The organism is Duganella aceris (genome assembly GCF_011090165.1).
Taxonomy (GTDB): Bacteria; Pseudomonadota; Gammaproteobacteria; order Burkholderiales; family Burkholderiaceae_D; genus Rugamonas; species Rugamonas aceris.
Map to the genome: position 1 here is coordinate 38,798 of NZ_JAADJT010000013.1, position 14,034 is coordinate 52,831.

17 protein-coding genes are annotated in these 14,034 nt (G+C 66.6%); 9 read left to right on the forward strand and 8 right to left on the reverse strand.

All coding sequences use genetic code 11. The features are described from left to right. Position 1: 1 nt before the first annotated feature. Both GW587_RS24895 and GW587_RS24900 read left to right on the forward strand, forming a co-directional pair. Positions 2-604 (forward strand): chemotaxis protein CheB, encoded by a 603-nt coding sequence (locus GW587_RS24895; protein WP_166107602.1) that lies wholly within the window; start codon positions 2-4, stop codon positions 602-604. Continuing rightward, positions 604-1,803, forward strand: coding sequence for a hybrid sensor histidine kinase/response regulator (locus tag GW587_RS24900; protein WP_166107603.1), 1,200 nt, complete (start codon positions 604-606; stop codon positions 1,801-1,803). Before GW587_RS24895 ends, GW587_RS24900 begins: the two co-directional genes overlap by 1 nt. Positions 1,804-1,809: 6 nt before the next feature. Here GW587_RS24900 and GW587_RS24905 read toward each other — a convergent pair whose 3' ends face one another. From GW587_RS24905 to GW587_RS24930, 6 genes are all read right to left on the reverse strand, one after another. Next, positions 1,810-2,214, reverse strand: a complete 405-nt coding sequence (locus GW587_RS24905) for an EF-hand domain-containing protein (protein ID WP_166107604.1) — start codon at positions 2,212-2,214, stop codon at positions 1,810-1,812. Positions 2,215-2,357: 143 nt separating this feature from the next. After that, positions 2,358-2,837 carry a nucleoside deaminase gene (locus tag GW587_RS24910; RefSeq protein ID WP_166107605.1) on the reverse strand — a complete coding sequence of 160 codons (480 nt, stop codon included), beginning with the start codon at positions 2,835-2,837 and terminating at the stop codon, positions 2,358-2,360. Beyond that, positions 2,834-3,826: an aromatic ring-hydroxylating dioxygenase subunit alpha gene (locus tag GW587_RS24915; RefSeq protein WP_166107606.1), complete on the reverse strand. Its 993-nt coding sequence runs from the start codon at positions 3,824-3,826 to the stop codon at positions 2,834-2,836. Before GW587_RS24915 ends, GW587_RS24910 begins: the two co-directional genes overlap by 4 nt. Before the next feature lie 2 nt (positions 3,827-3,828). After that, complete coding sequence (locus tag GW587_RS24920) at positions 3,829-4,905, reverse strand: BMP family ABC transporter substrate-binding protein (protein WP_207393635.1); 1,077 nt, start codon at positions 4,903-4,905, stop codon at positions 3,829-3,831. A 31-nt stretch (positions 4,906-4,936) separates the two neighbouring features. Then, positions 4,937-5,791: an outer envelope protein gene (locus GW587_RS24925; protein ID WP_166107607.1), complete on the reverse strand. Its 855-nt coding sequence runs from the start codon at positions 5,789-5,791 to the stop codon at positions 4,937-4,939. Between the two features lie 113 nt (positions 5,792-5,904). Beyond that, on the reverse strand, positions 5,905-6,669 hold the full coding sequence (locus GW587_RS24930; RefSeq protein WP_166107608.1) for a GntR family transcriptional regulator: 765 nt from the start codon (positions 6,667-6,669) through the stop codon (positions 5,905-5,907). Positions 6,670-6,922: 253 nt separating this feature from the next. On the opposite strand from GW587_RS24930, the gene GW587_RS24935 reads away from it, so the two are divergent. Genes GW587_RS24935 through GW587_RS24950 form a run of 4 tightly spaced genes read left to right on the forward strand, consistent with a single transcriptional unit; the run spans position 6,923 to position 10,769 of the window. Then, a complete protein-coding gene (locus GW587_RS24935; protein WP_166107609.1) occupies positions 6,923-8,464 on the forward strand; it encodes an ABC transporter ATP-binding protein in 1,542 nt (513 codons plus the stop codon). Next, complete coding sequence (locus GW587_RS24940) at positions 8,451-9,533, forward strand: ABC transporter permease (RefSeq protein ID WP_166107610.1); 1,083 nt, start codon at positions 8,451-8,453, stop codon at positions 9,531-9,533. The genes GW587_RS24935 and GW587_RS24940 overlap by 14 nt, the downstream gene beginning before the upstream one ends. Continuing rightward, entirely contained in the window at positions 9,530-10,456 is a 927-nt protein-coding gene (locus GW587_RS24945; protein WP_166107611.1) for an ABC transporter permease, read from the forward strand. Before GW587_RS24940 ends, GW587_RS24945 begins: the two co-directional genes overlap by 4 nt. A gap of 4 nt (positions 10,457-10,460) precedes the next feature. After that, the gene (locus tag GW587_RS24950; RefSeq protein WP_166107612.1) at positions 10,461-10,769 is read left to right on the forward strand and encodes a 2Fe-2S iron-sulfur cluster-binding protein; all 309 of its coding nucleotides are present in this window, start codon (positions 10,461-10,463) and stop codon (positions 10,767-10,769) included. On the opposite strand, the gene GW587_RS24955 is transcribed toward GW587_RS24950, so the two are convergent. Continuing rightward, positions 10,714-11,604: an AraC family transcriptional regulator gene (locus tag GW587_RS24955; protein ID WP_166107613.1), complete on the reverse strand. Its 891-nt coding sequence runs from the start codon at positions 11,602-11,604 to the stop codon at positions 10,714-10,716. The genes GW587_RS24950 and GW587_RS24955 overlap by 56 nt on opposite strands. Positions 11,605-11,722: 118 nt before the next feature. On the opposite strand from GW587_RS24955, the gene GW587_RS24960 reads away from it, so the two are divergent. Further along, positions 11,723-12,259: a carboxymuconolactone decarboxylase family protein gene (locus GW587_RS24960; RefSeq protein ID WP_166107614.1), complete on the forward strand. Its 537-nt coding sequence runs from the start codon at positions 11,723-11,725 to the stop codon at positions 12,257-12,259. Between the two features lies 1 nt (position 12,260). On the opposite strand, the gene GW587_RS24965 is transcribed toward GW587_RS24960, so the two are convergent. Beyond that, a complete protein-coding gene (locus GW587_RS24965; RefSeq protein ID WP_166107615.1) occupies positions 12,261-12,566 on the reverse strand; it encodes a hypothetical protein in 306 nt (101 codons plus the stop codon). A gap of 59 nt (positions 12,567-12,625) precedes the next feature. Between GW587_RS24965 and GW587_RS24970 the strand changes: the two genes are divergently transcribed. Both GW587_RS24970 and GW587_RS24975 read left to right on the forward strand, forming a co-directional pair. Further along, positions 12,626-12,895, forward strand: a complete 270-nt coding sequence (locus tag GW587_RS24970) for a MoaD/ThiS family protein (RefSeq protein WP_166107616.1) — start codon at positions 12,626-12,628, stop codon at positions 12,893-12,895. A 1-nt stretch (position 12,896) separates the two neighbouring features. Beyond that, positions 12,897-13,988: a WD40/YVTN/BNR-like repeat-containing protein gene (locus GW587_RS24975; RefSeq protein WP_166107617.1), complete on the forward strand. Its 1,092-nt coding sequence runs from the start codon at positions 12,897-12,899 to the stop codon at positions 13,986-13,988. Positions 13,989-14,034 lie beyond the last annotated feature (46 nt).

Here is a 14,034-nt window from a genome sequence, read left to right on the forward strand (position 1 = left end):
CATGAACCGCGAACAGATCAGGGCGGCGCTGACCGGCCGCAGCATCGAGGCGGTGGTGATCGGCGCGTCCGCCGGCGGCGTCGGCGCGCTGCTGAAACTGCTGCCCGGTTTGCCGGCCGGCTACGGCCGCCCGGTGGTGGCGCTGCTGCACCTGCCGGAGAACCGCCGCAGCCAGCTGGCCGACGTGTTCCAGCAGCGGATGCAGATGCCGGTGCGCGAAGCGGCCGACAAGGAGCCGGTATCGTCCGGAACGCTGTATTTCGCCGGTTCCGGCTACCATTTGTCTGTCGAGCAGGACCGCAGTTTTTCGCTCAGCTGCGAGGCGCCGCTGCACTTCGCCCGGCCGTCGATCGACTACCTGATGGAATCGGCGGCCGACGCCTACGGCCCCCGGCTGCTGGGCATCCTGTTGACCGGCGCCAACAACGACGGCGCGGCCGGCATGGCGGCGATCGGCGCGGCCGGCGGGCTGACCGTGGTGCAGGATCCGCAGGAGGCGGAGGTGGCCACCATGCCGAACGAGGCGATCAAGCTGCGCGCGCCCGACCTGGTCCTGCCGCTGGATGACATACATACATTGCTGTTGATGTTGGAGAATATTTAATGCACGTCGCGTCCCCCACCAAACTGCTGATCGTCGACGATCTGCCGGAAAACCTGCAAGCGCTCAACGCCGTGATCCGCGGCGACGGGCGCCAGGTGTTCGCGGCCGGTTCCGGCGAGGAGGCGCTGGCCTTGCTGCTGCAACACGACTTCGCCATGGCCTTCCTCGACGTGCAGATGCCGGGCATGGACGGCTTCGAGCTGGCCGAGCTGATGCGCGGCACCGAGAAGACGCGGCAGATTCCGATCGTGTTCGTCACGGCGGCCGGCAAGGAGCTGAATTACTCGTTCAAGGGCTACGAGGCGGGCGCGGTCGACGTGCTGTACAAGCCGCTCGACGCGCGCGCGGTCAAGGGCAAGGTGCAGGTGTTCGTGGCGCTGTACGAGCAGCGCGAGGCGACCCGGCGCCAGGTCGAGGCGCTGGAGCTGGCGCGCCAGCAGCAGGAGGCCACGCTGGCCGAGCTGAACGCGGCGCAGGTGCAGTTGCAGCGCGCGCTGACGATGCGCGACGAATTCATGTCGATGGTGTCGCACGAGATGCGCACGCCGCTCAACACGCTGTACCTGGAAACCCAGCTGCGCAAGATGCAGTTGGAGCGCGGCAACATGGCGGCCTTCGGCGCCGAGCAGTTGCAGCGCATGGTGGCGCGCGACGACCGCCAGATCCAGAGCATCATCCGGCTGATCGACGACATGCTGGACGTGTCGCGCATCCGCAGCGGCAAGCTGTCGCTGCGGCCGGGCTGGGTCGAGCTGTCCGGCCTGCTGCGGCGGCTGGTGCACGATTTGACGCCGCAGGCGATCACCGCCGGCTGCACGTTGACGCTGGAGGCGGCAACGCCGGTCAGCGGCTGGTGGGACGAGTTCCGCATCGAACAGATCGTGGTCAACCTGCTGACCAACGCGCTGCGCTACGGCGGCCAGCAGCCGGTCGAGGTGGCGCTGGTGGTGGAGCAGGAGTGGGCCCGCATCGAGGTGCGCGACCATGGTCCGGGCATCGCCCCGGAGCAGCAGGAGAAGATCTTCGAGCCGTACGAGCGCGGGGTCGGCAACGAGGTGCCGTCGGGGCTGGGGCTGGGTTTGTACATCTCGCGTGAATTGGCCGAAGTGCACGAGGGCAGCCTGACGCTGCGCAGCGCGCCGGGCGCGGGCTCGACCTTCATCCTGGCGTTGCCGCGCCGCGACGCGCCGCCGTTGTAGCGCAACTTAGCGCGAGCGGGCCTCTTCGCGGCGCTGGATGATCCAGGCCTTCAGGTCTTCGAAATTGACGTTGCCGCGCTGGGCAGTGTCGATGTGGTCGAAATTCTTGTCGATGAAGCCCAGGCCGGCCTTGCGCGCCTCGTCGCGGTTGAGCGCGCCGTTGCCGTCGGTGTCGGCCTCGTCGAAGCGCCTCTTGAGTTTTTGCATCGCCTGGTAGCGCAGCAGGATCGGGCCGGACGAGGCGTCGCGTAGCGGACGCCGCAACGCCGGCGGGACGTCGGCGTCGGGATTGGCGGGCGCGGAACGGATCGATGCCGGCGTGGCCGCTTCAGGCTGCGGCGTTTGCGCGCCGGCGTTGCTGATGGCCATGAGCATGGCCATGGCGGCGGCCAGGATTGCTAAAAACTTCATGTTTTGTCTCCCCCGCATCGCTCTTGAGCCCGATGCACGGCTTTATGCGCCTACTTTGATCCTATTGGGGGAATTAATCAAATCCATTCGCTGCGGATGGCGCCTTGTGTCGCCCGGAAACGTCATCCGGCCATGGAACCTTTCTATTTCCGCCAAAAGCCCGCGTGGGCCAGGCGCGCCTCGTCCTCGCGCAGCGGTCCGACCACCTCGGTCGGACGCTGGCCGCGCGCGAACACCTCGCGGCAGGGCAGCGACAGCGTCGGGTTTTCCGGGTCGCTGCCGGTCAGCCGCAGCAGGCTGGCCTCGGACATCGCATACACCACCCGCCCCACGCCGCTCCAATACGTGCCGCCGGCGCACATGGCGCACGGCTCGGCGTTGGCGTACAGCGTGGCGCCGGCCAGCTGTTCCGGGCTGTAACGCTGCGACGCCTGGCGCAGCGCGTTCATTTCCGCGTGCGCGGTGCGGTCGCTGCTGGAGGCGTTCATCGCCTCGGCCAGCACGGCGCCGTCGGCCGCCACCACCATCGCGGCGAACGGATGGTGGCCCTCGTCGCGCGAGCGCTGCGCCAGGGCCAGCACGCGGGTCAGGAATTCATGGTCTTGCTGCGTTGCGGTATTCATCGGATGACTCCATAGTGCAGGTTCTGTTGCTTCAGGTAGGCGCGGTAGGCCAGCGACATGCGGTCGCAGGCCACCGACACTTCGGCGCCCGGGGTCAGCGGCAGGCGCGCCGGGTGCTGGCTTTCCAGGATCGGCTGGTCTTGCAGGAAGATGGTGTCCTGGAAGGCGCGCAGCGCGTCGTCGCTGGCGTTGAAATCGTCCAGCGCCAGGATGATGCGCACGCGGGTGCTGGTCTCCGTCAACGGTTGCAGCAGCAGCGCGATCGCTTCGCGCAGCGCGCCCGGCGCCTGCTTGGTCAGGATCGCGGTCAGCGGCCGCACCACGCGGTAGGTGTAGTCGATGTCGCCGCCGGCGGTGGCGGCCTGGCTGGCCTGCGGTTGCCACGCGCGGCATCGACTGGCCCGGACGCCGGCGCCGTATTCGGCGTCGTCGAAGTTCTCGACCATGTAATCGGGGATGGCGGCGTGCTGCTGCTCGCCGAGGATGCCTTCGTGGACGAAGGCGAAGTGCGCCATGTCGAGGAAGTTCTCGACGATGCGCGGCGCGCTGCTTTGCACGTCGTAGTGGCCGCACCAGACTTTGCGCAGCGCCGGGTCGGCGAATTCGGGGAAGCGCGGCGGCGCGTTGTCGCCGGGCGTGCCGAGGCAGACCCACGCCAGTTCGTACAGCTCCTGCACCTGGTAGCTCGCCACCCGCGCCTTCAGATGCGCCTCGCCCAGCGCCGGCAGCGCGGGGATGTGCTGGCAGCGGCCGTCGCCGCCGAAGCGCCAGCCGTGATAGGCGCAGCGCAGCGTGTCGTCGCGCAGCACGCCCAGCGAGAGCCGCGTGCCCCGGTGCGGGCAGCGGTCCTCCCACGCGTGCAGCGCGCCGCCGCTGTCGCGCCACAGCACGACGCGGGTATCCAGCAGGTCGGTGGCGAGCAGCGCGCCGGCGGCGATGTGCGACGCCGGCGCGACCGGATGCCAGTCGTTGAACAGGACCGGATCCATGCTTACTTCGGAATCGTGCCTTCCACGCCCTGCACGTAGAAGTTCATCGACAGCAGGTCCTTCAGCGGCACGGCGACGCCGGCGGCGTACTTGACGGTACCCGCCTGGTCCTTGATCGGACCGGTGAACGGCGCGAAGCTGCCGGCGGTCAGCGCCGCCTTCTTGTCTTCAAACGCCTTGACCGCGTCGGCAGGCACCACCGCGTTCACCTTCGACATCTTGACCATGCCTTCCTTCAGGCCGCCGCGATAGTCGCCGGTCTTCCAGGTGCCGGCGATCACCGCCTTGGCGGTCTCGCTGTAGTAGCCGGACCAGTCGTTGGTGGCCGCCGTCAAGTGCGCCTTGGGCGCGAAGCGCGACATGTCCGAATCCCAGCCGAAGGCGTACACGCCTTTTTCCTGCGCCACCTGCAGCGTCGCCGGCGAGTCGGTGTTCTGCGCCATCACGTCGGCGCCTTGCGCCACCAGCGTCTCGGCGGCCTGGCGTTCCTTGGCCGGGTCGTACCACGAGTTCACCCAGATCACCTTGGTCTTGATCTTCGGGTTCACGCTTTGCGCGCCCAGCGTGTAGGCGTTGATGTTGCGGATCACCTCGGGCACCGGGAAGGAGCCGATGAAGCCCAGCGTGTTGGACTTGGTCATCTTGCCGGCCAGGATGCCGTTCAGGTAGGCGCCTTCATACAGACGCGATTCGTAGGTGCCCAGGTTCTTGCCGGTCTTGAAGCCGGTGGCGTGCAGGAAGGTCACGCCGGGCGTGCTCTTGGCGACCTTCTCGGTCGGGTTCATGTAGCCGAACGAGGTGGTGAAAATCAGCTTGTTGCCCTCGGCGACCAGCTTGCGGATCACGCGTTCGGCGTCCGCGCCTTCCGGCACGTTTTCGACGTAGGTGGTCTTGACCTTGGCGCCGAGTTCCTTCTCCATCGCCAGGCGGCCCTGGTCGTGGGCGTAGGTCCAGCCGGCGTCGCCGACCGGGCCGACGTAGACGAAGCCGATCTTCAGCGGATCCGCCGCGAACGAAGGCGATGCGGCGAGGACGGCGGCCAGTGCGGACAGGGCCAGTACTTTGCGACGATTCATCATACGGTTATTCCTTTAAGGGTAGGCGGGGAGGTTAGAAGTGGTATTCGGCGCGCACCATCGGCGTTCTCGCCGTCGCGCCAGGGTTGGTGTGGTCGGAGTTGCCGAACTTGTTTTTCCAGTACTGGTATTCGATGCCGATCTTGAAGGTGTTCTTCGGCGTGCCGATCTTTTCGCTGATGTCGTACATGATCTGCATGTCGATGTTGGTCTCCGGCGCGGTGCCGCCGCCGAATTCGTTGTCGCCCTTGGCGGTGATGAAGTTGGCGTAGCCTTCGAACGACAGCGGAATGCCGATGTTGAACGGGATGCCCCAGGCGCCGGTCAGCATGGCGTGGGTCTTGTACGAGTAACGCGGCGTGGCCTGGTTGGTGAAGGTGTTGTACGGCGCGTTCGATTCCCAGATCGCCAGCACGCTGACATCGAGGAAGCCCGGCACGTCCAGCATCCAGGTCGGGCCGGCCACCACCATGCGCTTCTTGGAGTTGTAGCCGGCGTCGGTCTTGCTGTTGAAATCGAAGCCGACAGTGACGCCCATGCCGCGCACCGGGCCGTAGGCGAAGTTGTTGCCGGTGACCTTGCCCAGGTCCAGCGTATTCCGGTACAGCACATAGGCTTCGTGCGCGCCGCTGTTGGAGCCGGCCGCCGACGGATCCAGGTCGGACGACATCAGCAGGTCGGCGCTGAAGAAGTTCTTGCCGTACTTGTAGCCGGAGACGTGGCTCAGGTTGACGATGTTCTTGGTGATGTCGTTGTCGTTGAACGGCTCGGCGAACTTGGTGCCGTAGCGGTAGCTGAGCGAAGTGTCGCTCCAGTCGGCGGCCTGCGCGGCGCAGGCGCAGCAGGCGAGAACGGCGAGGGCGGCGGTATTGCGTACAAGATGCGACATAAGCGAACTCCAGTCAGTTGGTAAGCGGTATGAAAGAACTTCTTTTGTATCCAATCTGCTTGATCGATTGGATTCAATTCCCTCAACATCTCTAGCAATTACCGGGCCACATTTCAAAAGCCGGACAAAGCTTCAGCCAGGTTAACTTTCTTGTCCTGCTCGCCCAGACGCAGCCGGCCTTCGATCTCCAGCAGGTGGTGTTCGATCAGATGCGTGGCCTCGTTCACCTTGCCGGTTTCGATCAGCGTCGCCAGGTCCTGGTGCTCGTCGTTCTCGCACATGGCGGAACCGGGCGTCTCATACAGCGCGATGATCAGCGAGCAGCGCGACACCAGCTCCGACATGAAGCGCAGCAGCACGTGGTTGCCGGCCAGCTGCGCCAGCAGCAGGTGGAACTCGCCGCCCAGGCGTATCCAGCCGGCGCGGTCGCCGGTGCGGCGCGCCTCGTCCTCGGCCTCCAGCGCGGCGCGGATCTGCCGCAGCGAAGCGGGGCTGGCGTTGCGGATCACCAGCGGCACGATCTCGCGTTCCAGCGCGCGCCGCGCGGCGAAGATATCGCGCGCCTCCTCGGGCGTGGGCGAGGCGATGACCGCGCCGCGATTGGGCCGCAGCTCGATGATGTGATCGTGCGCGAGCCGCTGCAGCGCCTTGCGCACGGTGGTGCGGCTGACCTGATACAGCTCGCAGAAATCGGCCTCGCCCAGGTGGGTGCCGGGCGGCAGGCGGTGGCTCATGACGGCGTTGACCACGGCGCGGTAGATGCGCAGGTCGACGGCGGTGGTGCCGCGTTTCAGCGGGGCGCCGGGCAGCGCGGCGGGTTCCGCTTTGCTAGTGGATTTGCGCTTGCCTTGTGGGCGCGCAGGACCAGTGGATGGCATTGTTCGGGTTCTCCAGTTGAGTGGTGCTGTCTACTCTAAGCAGGAAGTGTGCTAACGCTTGTACACAATGATTGTGTACGAAACCACTTTGTTTTGTCCTCATAATCGGGCGATCCGCACGTGTTTGGTGAGCGTTCGTGTCATCTTTGGTGCGTGGTGGCGCCCAAAACGGCGCGTCTCCCATCGCGTGGTAGTGGCACATAACTTGCGTGTGTTTTGCTATCCAATTTGTATACGATTAAGGATTGCATCGATGAACCAACCTCGCTTGCAGATGCTCGGTGTCTCCAAGATCTATCCGTCGGTGGTGGCCAACGCCGGCGTCAACCTGACCGTCATGCCCGGCGAAATCCACGCGGTGCTGGGCGAGAACGGCGCCGGCAAGAGCACGCTGATGAAGATCATCTACGGCGTGGTCAAGCCGGACGAGGGCCAGGTGATGTGGGAAGGGAAGCAGGTCCATATCAACTCGCCGCACGACGCGCGCAAGCTGGGCATCGGCATGGTGTTCCAGCACTTCGCGCTGTTCGAGACGCTGACCGTGGCCGAGAACATCGCGCTGGCGATGGACGAGAAGATCTCGCCGGCCGAACTGGCGCCGCGCATCCGCAAGGTGTCGGAGCAATACGGCCTGCCGCTCGATCCGCAGCGGCTGGTGCACAGCATGTCGGTCGGCGAGCGGCAGCGGGTCGAGATCGTGCGCTGCCTGCTGCAGTCGCCGCGCCTGCTGATCATGGACGAACCCACGTCGGTGCTGACGCCGGACGCGGTGCTGAAATTGTTCGAGTCGCTGCGGCGGCTGGCGTCCGAAGGCGTCAGCATCCTGTATATCAGCCACAAGCTCGACGAGATCCAGTCGCTGTGCGACAAGGCCACGGTGCTGCGCGGCGGGCGCGTCTCCGGCACCGCCAATCCGAAACAGGAAAGCGCCAAGTCGCTGGCGGAACTGATGATCGGCCGCGAACTGCCGGTGTGCGTGCACCGGCCGCGGGCGCCGGGCGACGTGCTGCTGTCGCTCGACAAGCTGAACGTGCAAAGCGACGATCCCTTCGGCACGCGGCTGAAGGACATCAGCCTGGCGCTGCGCAGCGGCGAGATCGTCGGCATCGCCGGCATCTCCGGCAACGGCCAGCAGGAGCTGTTGAAGGCCATCTCCGGCGAACGCCAGCTGGCGGCGCGCGAAGGCGCGGTCACGCTGTTCCAGCGCGACGTCGGCGCGCTGAACGCGGCGCAGCGGCGCCAGCTGGGCCTCGGCTTCGTGCCGGAGGAGCGGCTCGGGCGCGGCGCGGTGCCGGACCTGTCGCTGGCGGACAACGCGCTGCTGACCGGCTATCTGCCGGCCGCCAACACCGGCATGGTCGGCAACGGCCTGATACGGCGCGGCGCGGTGCGCGCGTTCGCACGCAAGGTGATCGAGCGTTTCAACGTCAAGTGCGGCGGCGAGCAGTCGGCCGCGGCCTCGCTCTCCGGCGGCAATCTGCAGAAATTCATCGTCGGCCGCGAGATCGCGCTGGCGCCGAAGGTGATGATCTTCGCGCAGCCGACGTGGGGTGTCGACATCGGCGCCGCGATGCAGATCCGCCAGGCCATCATCGACATGCGCGACCAGGGCGTGGCGGTGCTGGTGCTGTCGGAGGAGCTGGACGAATTGTTCATGATGAGCGACCGCATCGCCGTGCTGGCGGACGGGCGCCTGTCGAACGCGGTGCCGGCGGCCGGCACCAGCATCAACCAGATCGGCGTGTGGATGAGCGGCGATTTCGACCACCAAGGAGCAGAACATGTCGCGGCTTGAACGACGTCCCGAACCCTCGCGCCGCATGATGCTGGCGTCGCCGCTGATCGCGGCGCTGGCCATGCTGCTGACCGGCTCCGTGCTGTTCTTCTTTCTGGGCCAGGAGCCGCTGCACGCGTTCCACGTCTACTTCATCAAGCCGTGGACCACGCTGTACGGCGTCGGCGAGCTGCTGCTGAAGGCGACGCCGCTGATCCTGTGCGGCGTCGGCCTGGCGATCGGCTTCCGCGCCAACGTCAACAACATCGGCGCCGACGGCCAGCTGACCGTCGGCGCGATCGCCGGCGGCGCCGTCGCCTTGTACTTCGACGAGGTGCAGGCGTGGTGGGTGCTGCCCTTGATGCTGCTGGCCGGCGCCATCGGCGGCATGCTGTGGGCGGCGATCCCGGCGCTGCTGCGCACGCGCTTCAACACCAGCGAGATCCTGGTCAGCCTGATGCTGGTGTATGTGGCGTATCACCTGCTCAGCTATCTGGTGCACGGGCCGATGCGCGATCCGGCCGGCTTCAACTTCCCGCAATCGAAGATGTTCAGCGAGTCGGCCACCTTGCCGCTGCTGGTGGAGAACCTGCGCGTCAACGCCGCCTTCCCCTTGTCGCTGCTGGTGGCGCTGGCGGCGTGGTTCTTTTGCAAGCACACCTTCGCCGGCTACCGCATGCAGGTCAGCGGCATGGCGCCGGCGGCCGCGCTGTACGCCGGCTTCAGCGAGCCGCGCAATGTGTGGCTGGCCTTCATGGTCAGCGGCGCGCTGGCCGGCATCGCCGGCGTCGGCGAAGTGGCCGGGCCGCTGGGGCAGATGCAGCCGTCGGTGTCGACCGGCTACGGCTTCGCCGCCATCATCGTCGCCTATGTCGGGCGGCTGCATCCGCTGGGCGTGGTGCTGTCGGCGGTGCTGATGTCGCTGCTGTACATCGGCGGCGAGACCGCGCAGATCGAGTTGCAGGTGCCGTCGGCGATCACCGGCATGTTCCAGGGGCTGCTGCTGTTCTACCTGCTGGCCGCCGATTTGTTTATCCACTACCGCCTGAAGCCGCGCAAGCGCGCCATCCCCGTAGGAGCAAGCGCATGATGACCACTGAATTGTTGATCGCCTTCCTCGCCAGCACCGCCGGCGCCGCGACGCCGCTGGTGGTGGCTTCGATGGGCGAGCTGGTGACCGAGCGCTCCGGCGTGCTCAATCTCGGCATGGAGGGCATGATGCTGGTCGGCGCGGTGGTCGGCTTCGGCGTCACGCTGGGCACCGGGCAGATGTGGCTGGGGCTGATCGCGGCGATGGCGGCCGGCATGCTGATGTCGCTGATCTTCGGCTTCCTGGTGCTGACGCTGCAGACCAACCAGGTCGCCACCGGCCTGGCGCTGACCTTGTTCGGCATCGGCGTCTCGGCCTTCATGGGGCGCGGCTTCGTCGGCCAGACGGTGGAGCGCATGCCGCAACTGAGCTTCCCGCTGCTGTCGGAGATTCCGTTCGTCGGGCCGCTGCTGTTCCGCTTCGATGCGATGGTGTACGCGTCGGTGCTGCTGGTGGTGGCGATCGGCTGGATGCTGGCGCGCACCCGATTGGGACTGGTGATCCGCGCGGTCGGCGAGTCGCCGCACAGCGCGCATGCGATCGGCTTCCCGGTGATCGGACTGCGTTACGGCACGGTGCTGTTCGGCGGCGCGCTGGCGGGCCTGGGCGGCGCCTATCTGTCGCTGGCGCTGACGCCGATGTGGGTCGAGGGCATGACGGCGGGACGCGGCTGGATCGCGCTGGCGCAGGTGGTGTTCGCGACGTGGAAGCCGCGCGGGGTGCTGGTCGGCGCCTATCTGTTCGGCGGCGTGACGGTGTTGCAGTTCCACGGCCAGGGCATGGGGCTGGCGATTCCGTCGGAGTTCCTGTCGATGCTGCCGTATGTCGCCACGATCGTGGTGTTGGTGATAATCTGTCGCAATCCGCAGACGATCTTGTTGAACAAACCGATGTCGCTGGGGCAGAATTTCAAACCTGATTGACGACATGAGCTACACGGTAACGCTGGAAAACAAGGGGTGGAGTTTCGAGGCCGAAGCGCCGGCGACCGTGCTGGAGTCGGCCGAGCAGGCCGGCATCCGCCTGCCCAGTTCCTGCCGCAACGGCACCTGCCGCACCTGCATCTGCATGATGCGCGGCGGCACGGTGCGCTACAAGATCGAATGGCCCGGCCTGAGCCTGGACGAAAAGCGCGAAGGCTACATCCTGCCCTGCGTGGCCATCGCCGAATCCGACCTGCTTATTCTGGCCCCCGCCGCCGGTATGCGCCCGGCCCCACCCCGTACTGACGCTTGAAGGCCCGGTTGAACGCCGCCTCCGACTGATAGCCCACCGATTCCGCCACGTCGCCGGCCTGCTTGCCGGTGTCGAGCAAACGCGCCGCGCGCGTCATCCGCAGTTGCGTCAGCACCGCAGCCGGCGTCGCGCCGGCCGCCTTGGTGAACAGCCGCGCGAACGTGGCGCGCGACATATGGCAGGCCTGCGCCAGATCCTCCAGCGTCCACGGCCGCTGCGGCGCGGACAGCATGCCCAGCAGGGCCGCTTGCAGGCGGCGCTCCGCCATCACCGCGAACAATCCCGGCACCGTCATCGACTGCTCCAGCCAGCAGCGGATCAGCAGCGCGAACAGCGCCGACGCCAGTTGCCGCACGATCGCCTCCGACCCCGCGCGCGGCGTCTCCGCCTCCATCTGCAATATGTCGATCAGGTTGCGCAGGCCGGTGGCGTCGGCGCGGCCGGCGCTGCGCACCACCAGCATCGGCGGCAGCGCGGTCAGCAGGCTGTCGTCGGTGTCGAAGCGGAACTCGCCGCACAGGATGTCGGTCGGCGGGCCGTCGCCATCGTTGCCTTTCAGTTCCAGCAGGCCGCCTGGCAAGTCGCGCATCGACGAGGCGGCGGCCGGATCGCCAAGGTACAGCCGGTGCGCGGCGCCGTGCGGAAAGACCACGATGTCGCCCGCTTGCAGCGCCTGCCCGCCGACCTGCGCCTCGCCGCGCACGATCAGGTGATACGGCGCGACGCCGCTGGCGGTGCCCGGATGGTCGAGCACCCACGGCGCGCCGAAGTGGCAGCGCACGTCCAGCGCGGTGCGCATCGGGTACAGGGTGAGCAGTTGGCTGAGTGCGTCCATAGTTGCTGATTCGAGTTTTGAGACTAATGAGCAAATTATAGAGCATATCCGGCATTAGCAATTACAGGTCGCCGGCCTAAACTGTGTTCCATACCAACCGACTTTGAAAGGAAACATCATGACCCGCTTGTTCACCCAACCTGTTGCGGAAGCCACCGGCCACACCGCCCAATTGTTCAGCGCCATCAAGGGCGCGCTCGGCAAAGTGCCCAACGCCTACGCCACCATCGGCAGCAACAGCCCGGTGGCGCTGGAGGCGGCGCTGAACCTGGACGGCGCGCTGCGCAAATCCAGCCTGAGCGCCAAGGAAATCGAAGTGGTGAAGCTGGCCGTCAGCCAGGAAGCCGAATGTCAGTATTGCCTGGCCGCGCACTCGCTGATGGGCGGCAAGGCCGGCCTGAGCGCCGATGCGATCCAGGCGGTGCGTCACGGCGGCGGCAGCGGCGACGCCCGCATCGATGCGCTGGCCACCTTCGTCCACACCGTCGTGACCACCAGCGGCGACGTGCCGGCCGATGTCGTGATCGCCGTCAAGCAAGCCGGCTACAGCGATGCGCAGATTATCGATGTCCTGCTGGCGGTGGCCAGCATCACCTTCACCAATCTGTTCAACCGCGTCAACGTGACGACCCTGGACTTCCCGCCGGCCGCCTGAGCTAGTCGCGCTTGCGGAGGCGCTGCAACAGCGCCTCCGTGGTATCGCTGAGCGGCACGCCGTGGCGCCGCAGCAGCTGGATGTTGAGCACCATGTTTTCCAGCACCAGCTTGGCCGCCACGGCCAGCAGCGTCAGGTGCTTGTCCTCGTCGCTGAAGCTTTCCATCGCCTCCGCCATCTCGCACAGATGGTTGGAGATCAGCCCGCGCAAATCATGTTCGTCGAAGGGCAGGTCGGCGAAGTCGATCGGATCCTCCTTCTCCACTTCCTGCATCAGCAATTCCAGTTCCTGCGGCGTGATCGTCATGCGTGGCTCCATTGGTTGACGCATTTTCATTTTAGGCTAATCGGCATAGAATCTGGAAGATGGCGCTCTTGATATTTACCCAGCAATTAGGCCGCTTCATGACCGTGCCGCAGGTGGAAACCCGGGCCGGCGATCTGCGCTGCGCGCTCGACGCCGCGTTCGCCGAGCATCCGCGCCTGCGCGGCTATGTGCTCGACGAGCAAGGCCATCTGCGCGAGAACGTGGTGATCTTCATCGACGGCCAGCGCAGCCGCGAGCGGCAAATATTGAACGATGCGCTCGCGCCCGATTCCAAGGTCTATATTCTGCAAGCTCTTTCAGGAGGCTGATATGTCCGACCGCGCCTACATCGCGACCCGCAAAGGATTGTTCGAAGTCTACCGCACGCACGAAGCCTGGCTGCTCGATCAACAGCATTTCCTCGGCGATCCGGTGTCGATCGTGTTGCCGGACCGCCGCGACGGCACGCTGTACGCGGCGCTGCATCTGGGCCATTTCGGTGCCAAGCTGCACCGGCGCGACCCCGGCGGCATGGACTGGGTCGAGGTGGCGGCGCCGGCCTTTCCGCCCAAGCCGGAGGGCAGCGCCGATCCGGTCGACTGGACGGTGCGCATGATCTGGTGCCTGGCGGCCGGCGGGCCGGACCAGCCCGGCGTGCTGTGGGCCGGCACCCTGCCGGGCGGCTTGTTCCGCTCCAACGATCGCGGCGACAGCTGGCGACTGGTGGATGCCTTGTGGAACGTGCCGGAGCGCGCGCAGTGGATGGGCGGCGGCTACGACGTGCCGGGCGTGCATAGCATCTGCGTCGATCCGCGCGACAGCGATTCGGTGCTGGTCGGCGTCTCCTGCGGCGGCGCCTGGCTGACCGAGGATGGCGGCGCCAGCTGGTCGTTGCGCGCGCGCGGCATGCTCGCGACCTATATGCCGCCCGAACTGGCCGGCGAGGAGGCGGTGCAGGATCCGCACCGCATCGTGCGCTGTCCGGGCGAGCCGGATAAATTGTGGTGCCAGCATCACAACGGCATCTGGCGCAGCGTCGACAACGGCGCCCACTGGACCGAGATCAGGCCGGCGGCGCCGGTGTCCAACTTCGGCTTCGCGGTGGCGGTGCATCCGCGCGACGGCGAGACGGCGTGGTTCGTGCCGGCCGAGGCGGACAGCAAGCGCATTCCGCCGCACGCGGCGCTGGCGGTGACGCGCACCAGCAACGGTGGTGAAACCTTCTGCGCCTGGCGCGGCGGCTTGCCGCAACAGCATTGTTACGACCTGGTCTACCGCCACGGCCTGGCGGTCAGCGACGACGGCCAGGTGTTGCTGATGGGCTCGACCACCGGCGGCGCCTGGCTGTCGGAGGACGGCGGCGGCCAGTGGCAAACCATCTCGACCACCCTGCCGCCGATTTATTCGGTGGCGTTCGCTTAGTTCGTACAATATCCGCGCGGCTGCCGCGTCTACACCAGGGAATCCA